This is a genomic window from Nakamurella multipartita DSM 44233, assembly GCF_000024365.1.
Classification (GTDB): domain Bacteria; phylum Actinomycetota; class Actinomycetes; order Mycobacteriales; family Nakamurellaceae; genus Nakamurella; species Nakamurella multipartita.
Genome location: NC_013235.1, coordinates 2,018,107 through 2,032,567 on the forward strand (window position 1 = coordinate 2,018,107; position 14,461 = coordinate 2,032,567).

Sequence of the window (14,461 nt, forward strand, 5' to 3'; positions counted from 1 at the left end):
CGGCGACTGGACCGTCAACCCGCCGGCCGGGAGGTGAGTGAGGGAGCCTCGGTCGCCCCGGTCTCTAGGGACAGGGCCGGGGCGGCCGACGGTGAAGCTCCCGATCGAGGATGCTACCCACCGGCGCTCTTCGGAGCGCGAACAGACTTCCTCACCGACAGCAACGGCCCGGACCTGGTTCGCCAGGTCCGGGCCGTTCGGCGTGCCCGGCCGGCGATCTGGGGGACCGCCGGCCGGTGCCCGCGTGACTACAGGCCGGGGCTGGAGTGCATGAGGCCGCCGTCGACGATCACCGTGGTCGCGTTGAGGTAGGCCCCGCCGTCGGAGGCCAGGAAGGCCACCACGGAGGCGATCTCCTCGGGCTGGGCCATCCGGCCGAGCGGGATCGCCGCGTCCAGCACCTTCATCTTCGCCGGGTCGGCCATGGTCGAGGTGTTGATCGGCGTGGCCACCGCGCCCGGGCCGACGTTGACCAGCCGGATCCCGTGTGGTCCCAGCTCCTGGCCGGCGGTGCGGGTGAGCATCTTGGACCCGCCCTTGGACAGGCAGTAGGCGGTGTTGCCGGGCATCGGCCAGTCTTCGTGCACCGAGCTGATGGTGATGATGGCGCCACCGTCACCCTGCTTGATCATCTGCTTGGCCGCGAGCTGGGTGCCGAAGAACGCGCTCTTGAGGTTCACGTTCATCACGAACTCGTACTGCTCCTCGGCCGTGGACAGCACGTCGGTGCGGGTCTCCACGCCGGCGTTGTTGACCATGACGTCCAGCCGGCCGAACGCGGAGACGGCCTTGTCCACGAGCAGCTGCAGGTCGGCGACCTTGCTGACGTCGGCGTCCACGCCGACCACCTGGTCCTCGCCGAGGGCGGCGAGCTGCTGCTCGAGGGCCTCGGTGGCCTCGGGGTGCGAGACGTAGTCGATGACGACGCTGGCGCCCTGGGCGGCCAGCGCGATGACGATGGCCTTGCCGATGCCGCTGTTGCCGCCGGTGACGACGGCGACCTTGCCGGCCAGGGGTGCACTCATCTGGGTTCTCCTTGACGGTGGTGGGGTTCGGTGGTGGGGATCGATGGTGGGGATCGGGGGGAGGGTGGTCTACTGCGCGGGCGGGGTGGTCAGGATCAGGTGGGCGACCAGGGCGGTCCACCCGGTCTGGTGCTCGGCGCCCAGGCCCATCCCGGTGTCGCCGTGGAAGTACTCGTGGAACGGCAGGTTGTCCTTCCACCGCGGGTCGGTGGCCAGCAGGTCGTACCAGCCGTGCACCGGGCGCCGGCCGTCCGGGCCGGGCAGGAAGATCGATACCAGCCGGCGGGCGATGTCGTCGGCGGCCTGGCCCACGGTGGCCGTGCTCCCCGAGCCGGTCGGGTACTCCACCGTCAGCGCGCCCGGGGTGAGCCGCTCGTAATCGCGCAGCGCCTCGACCAGCAGCACGTTCAGCGGCATCCAGATCGGGCCGCGCCAGTTGGAGTTGCCGCCGAACAGGTTGGTGGTCGATTCGGCCGGCTCGTAGTCCACCGACGCCTCCTGATCGCCGATCCGGATCGAGAACGGATGCTCGCGATGCCAGGCCGAGACCGACCTGATGCCGTAGTCACCGAGCAGCCCGCTGGGCTCGAACACGTTGCCCAGCAACCGGATCAGCCGGTCCGGTGGCACCAGGGCGAGCATCCGGTGCCGCACGCCGTCGGCGTCGTGGGTGTGGAACAGGCTCAGCGCCTCCGGGTGGTTGGCCAGGTACCAGACGGCCCGGGCGGTGAAGTCGGGCAGGTTGGCATCGCCCACCGAGCCGTCGTAGGTCAGGGCGGCCCGCAGCGGGACCAGGCCGACCAGCGACTTGACCTTGATCGGCACGTCCACGCCGCCGACCAGGTGCAGCACGTCGTAGAAGTAGGCGTCCTGGTCGTCCCACATCACCCCGCCGTTGGCCGCGCCGGCGATGGTCAGGAAGTGCTCGAAGAACTTGGTGGCCACGTCCTCGTAGGACCGGTTGTGCCGGGCCAGCCGCAACGCGATGTCCAGCAGGTCCAGGGCGTACATGGCCATCCAGGCGGTCGAGTCCGCCTGTTCCAGGAACCCGACGTCGGGGGGCAGCGAGGACCGGTCGAGCGGGGAGATGTTGTCCAGCCCCATGAATCCGCCCTCGAACAGGTTGTCCTGCTCGCGGTCCTTGCTGTTGACCCACCAGGTGAAGTTGATCAGCAGCTTGTGGAAGATGCGGGCCAGGAACTCGAAGTCGGTGCGCGCGTCGATCTCGAACACCCGGATCGCGGCCCACCCGTGCACCGGCGGGTTGACGTCGGAGAAGTTCCACTCGTAGGCCGGCAACTGCCCGTTGGGGTGCATGTACCACTCGCGCAGCAGCAGGATCAGCTGGTCCTTGGCGAACTGCGGGTCGATGTGGGCCAGCGTGACGCAGTGGAAGGCCAGGTCCCAGGCGGCGAACCAGGGATATTCCCACGGGTCCGGCATGAGGATCACTTCGTGGTTGTTCAGGTGTCGCCAACTGCCGTTGCGGATCAACCCGCGGCCCGGCGGGGGCACCGGCTGACCGGGATCGCCGTCCAGCCAACGGTTCACGTCGTAGTGGTAGAACTGCTTGCCCCACAGCAGCCCGGCGAACGCCTGCCGGGCCACCCGGTACTCCTCCTGTTCCCGGGCCACCGGGATGGCGGCGTCGTAGAACGCGTCGGCCTCGGCCCGCCGGTCGGCCAGCGTCGCGTCGAACCCGTCGGCGACGTCGATCGGGTGCGTGGTCAGCGCGGCCGAGTCCGCGTCCAGCGCCGGGTGCGGCACGCCGACGAGCCGGACCCGGACCCGGGCCTGCCCGCCGGCCGGCACGGTCAGCGTGTAGTGCAGGGCCGCCTTGGTGCCGTGGTGGTCGGGGTTGACCGTGTCCGCCCCGTGCAGGACGTGGTCGTTGATGCCGTCCTTGGGGTAGTGGGTGGTGTTCTGCCCGCCGAACAGGCGGGCGGCGTTGGTCTCGTTCTCGCAGAACAGGTACTCCGGATCGCCCTCGCCGACCAGCACCAGCGGCCCGGAGCGGGAGTGGTCGCCGACGACGCGTCCGGCGGCCAGCCGCATGCTCGGCTTGGGATGGTCGGAGTACCCCCACGACCAGGTGTTGCGGAACCACAACGTCGGCAGCACATGGATCGTCGCCTCGTCCGGGCCGGCGTTGTCCACCGTGATGTTCATCAGCAGGTCGCGCGGGCCGGCCTTGGCGTAGTCGACGGTGACCACCCAGTACCGGCTCTGGTCGAAGATGCCGGTGTCGACCAGCTCGTACTCGGGCTCGAGCTTGCCCCGCCGGGCGTTCTCGGCAATCAGGTCGCCGTAGGGAAACTCGCGCTGCGGGTAGTGGTAGCGCCAGGTGTTCCAGGAGTGGGTCGGGGTGGCATCCAGGTACCACCAGTACTCCTTGACGTCCTCACCGTGGTTGCCCTGCGGGCCGGTCAGGCCGAACATCCGCTCCTTGAGGATCGGGTCCACGCCGTTCCACAGCCCCAGCGACAGGCACCAGTTCTGCGTGGCGTCGCAGAACCCGGCCATGCCGTCCTCGTTCCACCGGTAGACCCGGGATCGGGCGTGATCGTGCGGGAAGAAGTCCCAGGCGTTGCCGTCGGCGCTGTAGTCCTCGCGCACCGAACCCCAGGCCCGCTCGGACAGGTACGGTCCCCAGTCCCGCCAGGGCGTGGTGCCGGCGTCGGCCTCGGCGAGCCGTTCGCCTTCGGCCATGCGGGGCGCGGCGCCGGTGCCGCGCGAGCGAGAGGTTGCCATGGTCAGGGCCTTTCCGGAACGTCAGAACGGGTGGCGGTGGTGACAGGGGGAGTAGCGGGCACCGAAGGGTCGGGTCGCCGCCCGCTCCGGGTGATGACGGCGGCGACGGCGGCCAGGACGGCGGCGACCGCGGCCCCGACCAGGTAGACCCCGGACAGGGCCAGCCCGGTGGCCGCCATCAGCGGCGCGACCCCGAAAGCGGCGACGCCGTAGCCGATCTGGTAGCCGGCGATCAGCTCGCCGGCCGACGTGGCGCCCAGCCTCGGGAACTCGCGGCCGGCGAAACTGATCGACAGCGGCAGCATCGCCGAACAGGCCAGCCCGGCCGCCGCGTAGGCCAGCACGGCGGTGGCCGCGGTGCTGGCCCCGGAGACGGCCACGTTGGCGCCGACGATCAGCACGGGCAGCAGCAGGTAGACCGCGGTCGCCGGGATCCGGGCCGGCAGCACGGCCACGATCACCCGGCCGACCGTGACGCAGGCCCAGAACGCGGCCAGGGCGGCCGACGCCGTGGCCACACCCAGCCCGCGCTGACCCGACAGGTACAGGCTGGACCAGTTGCCGAACAGGGTCTCGGTGATGCCGTAGAGCACGACCGCCGCCGCGTACCACCAGAACCGGCCCGGCAGAACGGCTTTCGGGGTTCCGGCGGTGGGTCCGGCCGCCGGCCCGGGGTCGAGCCGGACCCGCCAGGCCACCGCGATGGCCAGCACCAGGCCGACGCAGACCCCGACCGGCAACAGCCACCAGCGGGGCAGCAGCACCGCGATGAGCATCGGGGCCAGCGCGGTGCCCAGCCCGAGCAGCACGTTCAGGGTCAGCACGCTGCGGTCCTCGCGCCCGGGCACCAACGCGGCGGCGAACGTGTTCAGCGCCGAGACACAGCTGCCGAAGCCGAAACCGAGGGCGCCGGTGGCGGCCAGCAGCAGCAGGTAGGCGCCGCCGGACGGGGCCGGGGCCTGGCTGAGCACCAGCAGCACCATGGCCAGCAGGTTGGCCACCAGCCCGGCCACCAGCACCCGCTGCAGGGTCCACCGGCGGGCCAGCACCGGGGTCAGGGCGGCGGCGGTGATGGCCAGGACCACCTGCGGGGCGAACATCAACCCGTACCGGGACGGCGACAGGTCGTACCCGGTCGGCGCGGTCAGGATCGACGACGCGGCCGGGAAGCAGACCAGGGCCAGTCCCTGGGCCAGGCCCGTCCCGTAGACCAGGGCCGCGCCGGCCCCGGTCCCACCCCCCGTGCGCACCGAGTTCAGCCCAGCCGGTCCAGCAGGTGGTCGCCCACCCGCAACGCGTTGGCCGCCGCGGTCAGCGCCGGGTTCACCGCACCGATCGAGGGAAAGAAGCTGGTGTCCACCACGTACAGGTTGTCCAGCTCGTGGGCCTTGCAGTCGGTGTCCAGCACCGAGTCGGCCGGATCGCTGCCGAAACGGCAGGTACCGGCCTGGTGGGCCACCCCGGCGATCGGGATGTCGTTCTTCATGTAGGCCGAACGCGGGATCAGGTGATGCGGGTTCAGCCCGAGATGGCTCAGCCGGCGCTTGATCCGGTGGTAGAGCTCGTCCAGCGGCTTGGTGTTGTTCGGCGTGTAGGACAGGGTGATGTTCCCGTCGGCGGCCAGCGTGACCCGGTTCTCCGGCCGAGGCAGATCCTCGGTGGACAGCCAGAAATCCACCGCGTGCACGGCCACGTCGGACAGGGCGAAGGAGGGGGCCAGGGCGGTCTCCAGTGGCTTCTCGCCCCGGTACATCGGCGCCGAGCTCTTGCCGACCATCTGGATGTTGCCCATCGGGTAGTCGAACTCGTCGTCGCCGAAGTAGAAGTCGTTGACCCCCAGGGTCTTCTGGAAGCGGGTGTCGTTGCGCTCGGTCGACACGGCCAGGAACGCCCGGCTGTTGTGGAAGACGTAGTTGCGCCCGACCTGGTCCGAACCGTTGGCCAGCCCGTTCGGATGCCGGTCGGAGGCGCTGCGCAGCAACAGCTTGGCCGAGTTGGCCGCGCCGGCGCTGACCACCACGATCGAACCGTGGAAGCGGTGCCGCTCGCCGCCGATCATGGCCACCACGTCGGTGACCGAGCGTCCGGTCAGGTCGGTGTCCAGCCGGATCACCTCGGCGCCGCGGATCAGCGTGACGTTAGGGTGCGTCAGGGCCGGGCGGACCGCGACCACCTCGGCGTCGGACTTGGCGTGCACCAGGCACGGGAAACCGTCGCAGGTGGCGCAGCGGATGCACCGGCTGTAGGCCATGTCCGCCTCGTTGAGCATGATGCCGGCCGGGGCGTGGAACGGATGCAGCCCGCTGGCCCGCAGATCGTCGTACAGCTGCTGGATCCGCGCCTCGTGCGAGACCGCCGGAAAAAGATACGGTCCCGAACTCGGTGGTTCGGTGGGATCCTCGCCCCGCTGCCCGTGCACCTGGTAGAGCTGCTCGGCCTGCGCGTAGTACGGCTCGAAGTCGGCGTAGCTCACCGGCCACGCGGGGGAGATCCCGTCGAAGTGGATGAGTTCGCCGAAGTCCTTCTCCCGCAACCGGTACAGCGCCGCGCCGTAAAGCTTGGTGGCGCCGCCGACGTTGTAGTGGATCTGCGGCTGGAAGGACTTACCGTCGGCGTCGTACCAGGTGTCGGCCGAGACGTACCGGTTGTCGACGAAGACCGCGGTGGCATCCCAGTTCTGCACCTCCCGGGGCAGCCAGTCACCCCGCTCCAGGATCAGGATCCGCTTGCCGGAGGGCGCCAGCCGGTGGGCGAGCGTGCCGCCCCCGGCGCCGGAACCGATGATGACAACGTCGTAATCGGTGGAGTCGTAATCGGTGGAGTCGTAGTCGGTGGAGCCGTGGTCGGTGGATTCGGGCACGCTGCCTCCAGGGTCGGTGGGTCCGGGCGGCGGCGGTCGCGCCGGACGGGGTGCAGGGTGGCGGTGCTCGGCGCAGCGTCGGGCCGAGCACCCCGGGGTGGTGCGACTAGAGCGTGGGCTCGTCGGCCTTGCTGTCGGCCCAGGCGATCCGGCCGACCGAGTCCGCCAGTTCCAGGTCGGGCGCCCGGTCGTGGTGGAAGTAGTCGTCGGCCCAGTTCAGGAAGGCGTCGACCTGGCTGTGGATGCCGGACAGCAGCACGGCGTGCAGGCCCAACCAGGCCACGTAGGCCATCGGGCCCTCGAGATGGTGCCGGTGCTTGCCGATCTCGGACACGGCCGCATTGCGACCGATCATCGCCATGATGCCCTTGTCGTGGTAGTGGAACGGGGTCACCGGCGCGCCCTTGCGGTGCGCGACGATGTTCTTGCCGGCCCACTTGCCCGACTGCTGGGCGACCGAACCCAGCTGGGGCAGCGCGTGTCCCGAGCCGTCCGGGATGTTCGCGACGTCGCCGACGGCGAACACGCCGGGATTCCCGGGCACGGTCAGGTCGGCGGCGACGTCGATCCGGCCGCCGTGGCCCAGGGACAGGCCGGTGGTGGACACGATCGGCGGACCGGAGATGCCGCCGGCCCAGATCACCGTGTCGGTGGCCACGGTGGAACCGTCGGACAGGGTGGCGGTGTCGGCCTGCACGGCCGCCACGGCGACCCCGAAGGTGATCTGCACGCCCTTCTCGATCAGCTTGGCCCGGGCGTACTCGTGCGTCTTGTCGGTGAACGGCTTGAGCAGCGCGTGCCCGTGGTCGACCAGCCGGACGGTGGCCTCGGCGTGCAGCGTGCCCTGGTCCTTGAGGGCGCCGAACAGCTCGGCCAGCGCCCCGGCGGTCTCCACGCCGGTCGGCCCGCCGCCGCAGACGATCACGGTGTACGGCTCGGCGGTGGCCGGATCGCTCAGCCGGCGCAGCCGGTCCCGCAGGTGTTGGCGCAACCGCCGGGCGTCCTCGACGGTGTACAGCGGGTAGGAGTGCTCGGCCGCCCCCGGGACGCCGAAGAAGTTGGCCTGCGAGCCGGCCGCGATCACCAGGTAGTCGGCCGTGTAATCGACGGTGCTCTCGCCCGCGTTCTCGCCGTCCTTGGTCACCACCGTCCGGGTGGCCGGGTCGATGCCGGTGACCTCGGCGGTCACCGTGACCACCCGCCGCTGGTCGGCGAACGCGGTGCTCAGCGGGCGGGCGATGTCCTCGGCCGGCAGCTGGGAGCTGGCGACCTGGTAGAGCAGCGGCTGGAATTGCGTGTAGTCGTGTCGGTCGAACAACGTCACGTCCACGTCGTGGTCGGCCAGCTCGGAGGCGCAGGCCACGCCGGCCATCCCGCCGCCGATGATGATCGCCGTGGTCATCTCGCCGCCCCGGCCGATCGCGTCGCCGGACGGTGGTCCGGACGGTGGTGAGGCGCTCGCTGGCGCTGGCTCATTCGGGTCCTCCTGTGGTCTCGATCCATGGGCACGATCATGCGGCGGCGCTCGCCGGGGCCGCGGGTTCGGTGCGCAGCCGTCGGCGGAACACCCAGTACGTCCAGCCCTGGTACAGCAGCACGAGCGGGGTCAGCACCGCTGCGGCCACCGTCATCACCTGCAGCGAGTAGGGGCTGGATGCCGAGTTGGTGACGGTCAACGAGTACGCCGGGTCGGTCGTCGACACCAGCAGGGTGGGGTACAGGCAGACGAACAGCGCGGCCACCAGGGCGCCGATGCTGATCGCGGTGGCCACGAAGGTGGCCGGCCCGGCCCGCCCCGGCAACGCGGTGACCGCCGCGGCGATGACGGCGACGGCCGGCACGGCCACGGCCAGGTAGCCCCACCCGCCGGGCGCGGCCAGCACCACCATCCACACCGCGGCCACCAGCACCAACGCGACCGCGGGCAGGGCCAGCCGGCGGACCAGCGCGCGGGAGCGCTCCAGGACCGGGCCGGTGGTGCGCAGGGTCAGGAAGGCGGCGCCGTGCAGCAGGCTCAGAGTCAGCAGGGTCAGCCCGAGCAGCAGCCCGAACGGGGTCAGCAGGTCCAGGAAGCTGCCGGTGAAATCGCCGGCCGCGTCGATCGGCAGGCCGGCGAGCAGGTCGCCCAGGCCGATCCCGATCAGCAGCGGGGCCAGCACCGAGCCCACGGTCAGCGTCCAGCCCCAGGTGTGCCGCCAGGCCGGCGCGGCGAACTTGCCGCGGAACTCGAAGGACACCCCGCGCACGATCAGCGCGGCCAGCAGCAGCCACAGGGCCAGGTACAGCGCAGAGAACCAGCTGGCGTACCAGTTGGGGAAGGCGGCGAACATCGACGCCCCGGCCACGATCAGCCAGACCTCGTTGCCGTCCCAGAACGGGCCGATCGAGTTGATGGCGACCCGGCGTTCGGTGTCGGTGCGGCCGACCACCTTGTGCAGGGCGCCGACTCCGAAGTCGAATCCTTCCAGGACGAAGAAACCGGTCCAGAAGAACGCCACGATCACGAACCAGACGGTGGGCAGGGTCATCGGTCCCGTCCTCAGTACGTCAGCGAGGGGGTCGGTTCGGCAGCGTCCGCGGGCCGGTCCGGGGTGAGCGGTTCGGCCGGCAGCGGCTGCCGGGCGTGCCGGAGCATCAGGATCGCGGCGATCACCCCGATCGTGGTGTACAGCACGACCACGATGCTCAGGCTGACCACGATCTGGCCGGCGCTGCCGGAGCCGGACAGCCCGTCCTTGGTCAGCATCAGTCCCTGCACGACCCAGGGTTGGCGCCCGCTCTCGGTCAGGAACCAGCCCGCGGTGGACATCAGGAACGGGGTGATCATGATCCAGCTGGCGATCCACAGAAAGACCCGGGCGGTGGCCAGCTTCTTGCGCCACCACAACCAGATGCCCCACACGCCGAACAGGGCGACCAGGGTGGCCAGGTAGGCCATCACGCGCATCGACCAGTACTGGATGAACACGTTCGGCACGTACTCGCCCGGTCCGTACTGCTGCTGGTACTGCTCGTTGAGCGGAGTCAGTCCCTGGACCTCGCCGTTCCAGGTGCCGGTGGCCAGCAGGGACAGCAGGTGCGGGATCTCGATGATCTTGGTCGGCGGGTCGTCGGCGGTCCAGCCGCCGATCTGCAGCATGGAGAACGAGCAGGGCTGGCAGGTCTGCCAGTTGGCCTCGGCCGCGGCGATCTTCATCGGCTGGTAGGAGGTCTCGTTGATGCCCAGCTGGCCGCCGACGTGGAACTGCAGCACGGTGCCGATCAGCAGCGCGGTCAGCCCGAGTTTGGCCGTGCCGGTGAACTCGGCCACCGTGCCGTCGGTGGTGGCCCGCCGCCGCAGCTGCCAGGCCGAGACGGCCAGCAGCATCCCGCCGCCGAAGATCAGGGCTACCAGCAGCACGTGCAGGTAGCCCCAGATGAAGACCGGGTTGGTGAACACGTCGCCGATCGAGGTCAGCTGGGCCCGGCCGGTGTCCGGGTTGATGGTGTAGCCGCGCGGGTTCTGCATCCACGAGTTCGCGGCGATGATGAACAGGGCCGACAGGCACGCGCCCAGCGCCACCATCCAGGCCGTGAGCAGGTGCACCCGGCGCGGCAGCACGTTGAAGCCGAACAACCACAGGCCCAGGAACGTGGACTCGAGGAAGAAGGCGGCCAGTCCCTCCATGGCCAGGGGGGCGCCGAAGACGTCGCCGACGAAGCGTGAGTAGGCCGACCAGTTGAGCCCGAACTGGAACTCCTGGACCAGGCCGGTGACGACGCCGACGCTGATCGAGATCAGCATCAGCCCGCCGAAGAAGCGCAGCACTCGCTTGAGCTCGGGGGTGCCCCGGCGGAACCACCGGGTGTGCAGCACGGCGACCAGGATGGCCATGCCCATCGTGATCGGGACGAAGAAGAAGTGGTACACGCTGGTGGTGGCGAACTGCAGGCGGGCCAGGTCCAACTGATCCATATGACGTGCTCCGGCTGACGCGGCGACAGGATGGGGACGATGACGAACGGGACGGCGGGGTCTACTGCACGTGACATCGGGGGCCCGGCGACGCCGGCGGGCGCGACCTGAATTCGCCAGGCCCCCCAACCCTGACGCAGACCAACCTTGACGCAGACGATCTTCGCTGGGCATCACCCTGACGGGGTGGATGCCCGGTTTTACCCTAGATTACGCAGCGACAACACGCCTCACGGACTGTAACTTTTGGCGCCGTGGGTGCACAGGTCCGTCCCGGCCGTCCGTTTCCGCTCGGCGTGCATCTGCGCGACGGCGGCGCCAACGTCGCGGTCTACTCCTCGGTCGCCGAATCCGTCGAGCTGTGCCTGTTCGACGGCCCGGACGAGACGCGGCTGAGCCTGCCCGGCCGGGACGACGGCATCTGGCATGCCTTCGTCCCCGGGATGGCGGCCGGGCAGCAGTACGGGTTCCGGGTGCACGGGCCGTGGAACCCGGCCACCGGGCACCGGGTCAACCCGGCCAAGTTGCTGCTCGATCCTTACGCCCGCGCGATCACCGGGTCGGTGACGTTCGACCCGGCCGCCTACGGGCACGACCTGGCCGACCCGAGCCGGCCCAGCACCTTGGACTCGGCCCCGGTGATGCCCCGCAGCGTGCTGGTGCCGCCGTTCGATCCGGTCGACCCGAGCTCCCGGCCGCGGCATCACCTCAGCGACTCGGTGATCTACGAGATCCACGTCAAGGGCTTCACCGCGCGGCACCCGGACATCCCCCCGGAGGTGCGCGGCACCTACGCCGGGCTGGCCCACCCGGCCGCGATCGCGCACCTGCGCGGTCTGGGGGTGACCGCGGTCGAGTTGCTGCCGGTGCACCAGCACGTGCCCGAGGCGTTCCTGGTGCAGCGCGGGCTGACCAACTACTGGGGCTACAACTCCATCGGCTACTTCGCCCCGCATCCGGACTACTCGGCCGCGGTCCGGGCCGGGCGGCCCGGCGGCGAGGTGGCCGAGTTCCGGGACATGGTCCGCGAGCTGCACGCGGCCGGCATCGAGGTGATCCTGGACGTCGTCTACAACCACACCGCCGAGGGCGACGCGGGTGGGCCGACCGTCTGCTTCCGCGGGCTGGACAACGCCGCCTACTACCGGCTGGACCGGGCCGACCCGTCCCGCTACGTGGACACCTCGGGCTGCGGGAACGCCCTGAACGTGGGCAGCCCGACCGGCCTGCGGCTGATCATGGACTCGCTGCGGTACTGGGTCAGCGAGATGGGGGTGGACGGCTTCCGGTTCGACCTGGCGCCCAGCCTGGCCCGGCAGGACGGTGCGTTCAGCTCGATGGCCGCCTTCTTCGACCTGGTCTGGCTGGTCAACGCCTGGTGGGAGCCGGAGAAGTTCGTCCTCGGCGGGCCCGACGTGGTCGGCGGGCGCACCCTGGCCGTGGCCTGCGACAGCTTCGACCCGGCCCGGGCCGGGGCCACCGTCGACCCGGGCTCGGTGACGGTGGGACCGCGGTCGGTCGTGCTGCTGCGCCGGAGCTGAACCCGGCCGCGGGCCGGGGCTCGGTGTCACGTCCGGGCTCAGTGTCGTGTCCGGCGCGTCACCGATCGAGCAGCGTAGACCGGCGGGGTAGGGGATCCCGGTCCCGGGTCAGTGCGGGGCGGGGCCGGCGACGCGCCGCACGACCTTGCCCAGACCGTCGCGCACCGCGGTCAGCTCGGCGGGCGTCATCGCCTGCCCGAACTGCCGCTCGATGCCGGCCAGGTAGGTGGGCGCCGCCTGCCGGAGCGCCGTGCGGCCCTTGACCGTCAGCACCGCGTAGGCCGACCGCCGGTCGTCGGGGTTGGCCTCCCGCCGGACCAGCCCGGCCTGCGTCATCTCGTCGATCAGCCGGCTCACCCGGGTCCGGCTCAGGGTGACTCGCTCGCCGAGTTCGCTCATCCGCAGTCGTCGGTCCGGACCGGAGTTGAGTTCGAGCAGCACGTCGTACCAGACGAGTGGCAGGTGGTGCCGGGCCTGCAGTTCCCGGTCCAACAGCGGGACCAGCATCGCGTGGACGCGCAGCAACGCCCCCCAGGCGTCCGCCGCGGCGGGGTGGGTCGTCGGTCCGTCCGGCTCCGGCATGTCGCCATCCTACCCATTGTGTGCGTGCGCACGCACCTGTTAGTGTGTGCGCACGCACGTACACCCGAGTCTGGGAGGCCGACCATGACCACACTGCTGCACATCAGCGCATCGCCACGGGGCGAGCAGTCCGAATCGCTGGCGATCGCCGCCACCTTCCTGGCGGCCTACCGGCAGACCCATCCGGACAACGACATTCAGACCTGGGATCTGTGGGACGGCTCGCTGCCGGCATTCGGACCGGCGGCGGCCGCGGCCAAAATGGCGGTGTTCGCGGGGGTGGAGCCGGCGGGGGAGCCGGCGGCCGCCTGGCGCGCGGCCGGCGCCGCGTTCGAGCGCTTCGCCGCCGCCGACGAGTACCTGTTCAGCGTGCCGATGTGGAACGCCGGCATTCCGTACATCCTCAAGCAGTTCATCGACGTGGTCAGCCAACCGGGTCTGGTCTTCGGATTCGATCCCGAGCTCGGGTACACCGGCCTGCTGGCCGGCCGCAAGGCCGCGGTCATCTACACCAGCGCCGTCTACGGCCGGGGCCGGCCGCCGTCCTTCGGGTCGGACTTCCAGTCCCCGTACGTCCGGGACTGGTTGAACTGGGCCGGCGTGGCGGACGTCTGCGAGATCGAGTTCCGACCTGACCTGGCCGTCGCCGACGCCGCCTCCGGGCGGCAGGCCGCGCACGCCGCGGCCCGGGACGCCGGCAAGGCGTTCTGAGCAGCGGCCGAACCGCCTCAGTCGCGGGGTGGACCGGTGGTCCCGCGGACCTTCAGGGTCGGCCGCACCAGCTGATCCAGCCGGCCGCCGGCCCCGTGGTCGAGCCGGTCGATCACCCGGTCGACGGCCATCCGGGCCAGCTGGGCCGGGTGCTGGCCGACCGTGGTCAGGTTGCGGTAGGAGATCCGGGAGAGCCGGCTGTCGTCGTACCCGACGATCGAGAAGTCCTGCGGCACGGATACTCCCGCCTGCAGGAAGGTGTCGAGCAGACCGGTGGCGCAGCGGTCGTTGAAGGCGATCGCGGCGGTGAGCTCGCCGAGCCGGGGCCGCAGCAGTTCCGCGGCCGCCGCCCCGTCCTCCTCGGTGGGGCCGCCGGGCAGCACCACCCCGCCACCGGGCAGCGCGTGGCGGGCCGCGGCGGCCCGGAAGGCCCGCAGCCGCTCCCGCGCGCCCGGCGTGGTGCCGCCGTCCAGGTAGGCGACCCGGCGATGCCCCAGACCGGCCAGGTGCGCCACGGCCAGGTCCATCCCGATCCCGTCGTCGACCCGGACGCAGTCGACGGCCGGCGACCGTACGGCCCGGGCCAGCACGACGATCGGCTGCCGGCGGGCGAGCTCGGTCAACCGGGCGGTGGGGGTGCGCGGGCCGAGCAGGATCAGCGCCTCGCAACGGTCGTCCTGCAGGGCGGCGATGGCCCGGGCCTCGGGGCGGCCGGGGGAGATGCCGGACAGAGTGACCGCGTAGCCGGCCGGTTCGGCGGCCGCATAGATGCCCTCGATCAGGTCGCCGTGAAAGGCCTGCGGCACTTCGAAGCTCACCCCGATCAAGCGTGAACGATTTTGCCGCAACAGCTTTGCCCGCTGATCGGGGCGATATCCCAGATCGTCGGCGATGGCCTTGACCCGGCTGCGGGTGGCCTGGCTCGCGCCCGGCGCCTCGCGCATCACGATCGAGGCCAGGGCGACCGAGATCCCCGCGGCGGCCGCCAGATCGGTCAGCGTGGGGCGCCGCGGCGGGTCCGCCGATCCGGCCACCG

At 71.0% G+C, this 14,461-nt stretch carries 11 protein-coding genes; 2 read left to right on the plus strand and 9 right to left on the minus strand.

Annotation, left to right across the window (positions count from 1 at the left end):
* Positions 1-248: 248 nt before the first annotated feature.
* From NAMU_RS09175 to NAMU_RS09205, 7 genes are all read right to left on the minus strand, one after another.
* On the minus strand, positions 249-1,025 hold the full coding sequence (locus NAMU_RS09175; RefSeq protein WP_015747129.1) for an SDR family NAD(P)-dependent oxidoreductase: 777 nt from the start codon (positions 1,023-1,025) through the stop codon (positions 249-251).
* Between the two features lie 69 nt (positions 1,026-1,094).
* Positions 1,095-3,776, minus strand: a complete 2,682-nt coding sequence (locus NAMU_RS09180; protein ID WP_015747130.1) for an MGH1-like glycoside hydrolase domain-containing protein — start codon at positions 3,774-3,776, stop codon at positions 1,095-1,097.
* A 2-nt stretch (positions 3,777-3,778) separates the two neighbouring features.
* Positions 3,779-5,026 (minus strand): MFS transporter, encoded by a 1,248-nt coding sequence (locus NAMU_RS09185; RefSeq protein WP_015747131.1) that lies wholly within the window; start codon positions 5,024-5,026, stop codon positions 3,779-3,781.
* A gap of 5 nt (positions 5,027-5,031) precedes the next feature.
* Entirely contained in the window at positions 5,032-6,636 is a 1,605-nt protein-coding gene (locus NAMU_RS09190) for a GMC oxidoreductase (protein ID WP_015747132.1), read from the minus strand.
* A gap of 106 nt (positions 6,637-6,742) precedes the next feature.
* Positions 6,743-8,038: an NAD(P)/FAD-dependent oxidoreductase gene (locus NAMU_RS09195; RefSeq protein WP_015747133.1), complete on the minus strand. Its 1,296-nt coding sequence runs from the start codon at positions 8,036-8,038 to the stop codon at positions 6,743-6,745.
* A gap of 109 nt (positions 8,039-8,147) precedes the next feature.
* Positions 8,148-9,164, minus strand: a complete 1,017-nt coding sequence (gene cydB, locus NAMU_RS09200) for a cytochrome d ubiquinol oxidase subunit II (RefSeq protein WP_015747134.1) — start codon at positions 9,162-9,164, stop codon at positions 8,148-8,150.
* 11 nt (positions 9,165-9,175) lie between these two features.
* Positions 9,176-10,591: a cytochrome ubiquinol oxidase subunit I gene (locus NAMU_RS09205; protein WP_015747135.1), complete on the minus strand. Its 1,416-nt coding sequence runs from the start codon at positions 10,589-10,591 to the stop codon at positions 9,176-9,178.
* A 254-nt stretch (positions 10,592-10,845) separates the two neighbouring features.
* Here NAMU_RS09205 and NAMU_RS09210 point away from each other — a divergent pair, with 254 nt between their 5' ends.
* Positions 10,846-12,132, plus strand: coding sequence for an alpha-amylase family glycosyl hydrolase (locus NAMU_RS09210; RefSeq protein ID WP_083785773.1), 1,287 nt, complete (start codon positions 10,846-10,848; stop codon positions 12,130-12,132).
* A gap of 108 nt (positions 12,133-12,240) precedes the next feature.
* Here the strand turns inward: NAMU_RS09210 and NAMU_RS09215 are convergent, their stop codons facing one another.
* Positions 12,241-12,714 (minus strand): MarR family winged helix-turn-helix transcriptional regulator, encoded by a 474-nt coding sequence (locus NAMU_RS09215; RefSeq protein ID WP_015747137.1) that lies wholly within the window; start codon positions 12,712-12,714, stop codon positions 12,241-12,243.
* An 84-nt stretch (positions 12,715-12,798) separates the two neighbouring features.
* On the opposite strand from NAMU_RS09215, the gene NAMU_RS09220 reads away from it, so the two are divergent.
* A complete protein-coding gene (locus tag NAMU_RS09220; RefSeq protein ID WP_015747138.1) occupies positions 12,799-13,425 on the plus strand; it encodes an FMN-dependent NADH-azoreductase in 627 nt (208 codons plus the stop codon).
* Positions 13,426-13,442: 17 nt separating this feature from the next.
* Here the strand turns inward: NAMU_RS09220 and NAMU_RS09225 are convergent, their stop codons facing one another.
* Positions 13,443-14,459: a LacI family DNA-binding transcriptional regulator gene (locus NAMU_RS09225; protein WP_015747139.1), complete on the minus strand. Its 1,017-nt coding sequence runs from the start codon at positions 14,457-14,459 to the stop codon at positions 13,443-13,445.
* Between the last annotated feature and the right edge of the window lie 2 nt (positions 14,460-14,461).